A 2,163-nucleotide genomic window follows, 5' to 3' on the forward strand; every position below is an offset into this window, starting at 1 on the left:
GGCGGGCCGTGCAGCCGGGGCTTCCCACGGCGCCCGCCGCCGCCTCTGGCCTATTCGAACCGGGACGGGTCGCCGGCTCCGTGACGAACCACTTCGGCGGTGCCGCCGGAAAAGTCGACGACGGTGGACGGCTCGGGCCCGCAGTCGCCGCCGTCCACCACGGCGTCCACCACATGGTCGAGCCGGTCCTTGATTTCCCAGCCCTGGGTCAGCGGTTCCTCCTCGTCCGGCAACAGCAGTGTGCTGGAGAGCAGCGGCTCGCCCAGTTCCGCCAGGATTGCCTGCGCGACGTTGTTCGCCGGAATGCGGACGCCCACGGTCTTCTTCTTCGGATGCATTAGCCGGCGGGGAACCTCCGCGGTGGCCGGCAGAATGAAGGTGTAGCTTCCCGGCGTCACGGCCTTGATGCTGCGGAAAACGTTGTTGTCGACGTGCACGAACTGGCCCAGCTGGGCAAAGTCCTTGCAGACCAAGGTGAAGTGGTGTTTGTTGTCGAGCCGGCGAATCGTCCGGATCCGTTCCAGGGCGTCCCTGTTGCCCAGTTGCGCGCCGAAGGCGTAACAAGAGTCGGTCGGGTACACGATCAGCGCGTCCGACCGGACAAGGTCAACAATCTGGCCGATCGAGCGCTGCTGGGGATCCTGGGGGTGTACGTCGAAGTATCTCGCCATTCCCCGAGCTTACGGCCACGGGCGCGGTTGATGCATGATCGGAGCATCCTGTGCGGGCGTCGGCCTCAGGAAGGAACCGACTGGTCCATCCACCACTCGGTGAAGTGGGTTGCCCGGCCTTCGCTATTCAACCGGATCACCCACAAATTGCTGTAGGTGCGTCCGTCCCGGTAGGCAGTCGTTCCCTCGACCACAGAGACGTCGTCGGTTACGGCGACTTCGTGCCACTCAAAGGTCGCCGCGCCGGGCTCGTCCTTGCGGGCCAGCCACTGCTGGACAATGCTGTCCCGGCCACGCCACGGGTCCGTCCACGGCTCCGTCCGGTACTCGGCGTCGTCGGTAAACAAGGCTCCGATCTGATCCGGGTCATTGGTCTCCCAGGCCTGCCGGTAGGCCGTGATCCACGCCGCCGTCTTCGCATCCATCCCACCGTTGTACTGCGGGCGGCTGCGGAGCGACAACCCCCCGCGTCTCCCGCGGGCCGCCGCGGTCCGACAACACCGCATCTCGGGCGGGCCGCATGTGGTCTGACTACGCCGCATTTCCCGCGGGCCGCATGCCACCCTTCCGCTGGTTCGAGCCGCTGGCTAGCATGGGGCCCATGGCCCGGACTATCTACTACGTCGGCAGCTCGGTGGATGGGTATATCGCCGACCGCAGCAACAAGCTCGACTGGCTCACGCAGTTCAACGACGCCGCCGGCGTCCAGGACAGCTTCGAAACCTTCATGCAGCGGATCGGGTCCATCGTCATGGGCTCCGAGACGTACAAGTTCGTGCTGGAAGAGGCACCGGAGGAATGGCCCTACGGCTCAACACCCACGTGGGTCTTCACGCATCACGAACTGCCTGGCATCCCCGGAGCAGACATCACGTTTGTGCGAGGCGACGTGGGTATCTTCCACCATGACATCTGCGCCGACGCGGGCGAGAAAGACGTGTGGCTGGTCGGCGGAGGGCAACTTGCGGCACAGTACGCGTCGGCCGGCCTGCTGGACGAACTCATCCTGACGTTGGTGCCGGTAATGCTGGGGGGCGGACAACCGCTGCTACCGGTTCCCAGCACGACGGCGCCGGCCCGGCTTCGCGGCAGCCGCACCTTGGGCGACTTGGTAGAGATGCATTACGACCTCAATCCGGTGGCGGTCTAGTCTCACCGGAACGGCCCCCTTGCGCGTCCTCCTTGCGTGGGACCGTCTCTGCCTTCGGACCACGTGGCCCAAGCCGTAACGTCCGCTCCGTGGCCGCGCGGACCGGCCCCGCGTTCTTCCCCCTGCGGTCCTCCACCCCCTTGGTGCGCTTGTACCGTTCTCCTTGCATGGCCGCGCCATGCTGTCAGGCCTCCGCGGTGCGCCGCTGGGTCCTCCAGCCTCCGCAGTCCGACTGAACCTGCAACCCCCGAAACTGTCAGTGGCGGCGGATAGTCTGTTTTCAGTAGCAGTTCAGCACCATCGTTGGCCGCCGGGCAGTGGGTTTGCCGGTGGCGTCTGCGG

The 2,163-nt window shown here is 66.0% G+C and carries 3 protein-coding genes; 1 reads left to right on the forward strand and 2 read right to left on the reverse strand.

Features of this window, described 5'->3' with window-relative positions; translation table 11 throughout:
* Positions 1–50: 50 nt before the first annotated feature.
* Both AC5RV2_RS17300 and AC5RV2_RS17305 read right to left on the reverse strand, forming a co-directional pair.
* Positions 51–671, reverse strand: coding sequence for an L-threonylcarbamoyladenylate synthase (locus tag AC5RV2_RS17300; RefSeq protein WP_494093360.1), 621 nt, complete (start codon positions 669–671; stop codon positions 51–53).
* Positions 672–736: 65 nt separating this feature from the next.
* Positions 737–1,096: a nuclear transport factor 2 family protein gene (locus AC5RV2_RS17305; RefSeq protein WP_494093361.1), complete on the reverse strand. Its 360-nt coding sequence runs from the start codon at positions 1,094–1,096 to the stop codon at positions 737–739.
* A 176-nt stretch (positions 1,097–1,272) separates the two neighbouring features.
* On the opposite strand from AC5RV2_RS17305, the gene AC5RV2_RS17310 reads away from it, so the two are divergent.
* A complete protein-coding gene (locus tag AC5RV2_RS17310; protein ID WP_494093362.1) occupies positions 1,273–1,821 on the forward strand; it encodes a dihydrofolate reductase family protein in 549 nt (182 codons plus the stop codon).
* Positions 1,822–2,163 lie beyond the last annotated feature (342 nt).

The organism is Arthrobacter sp. Y3225116 (genome assembly GCF_059091245.1).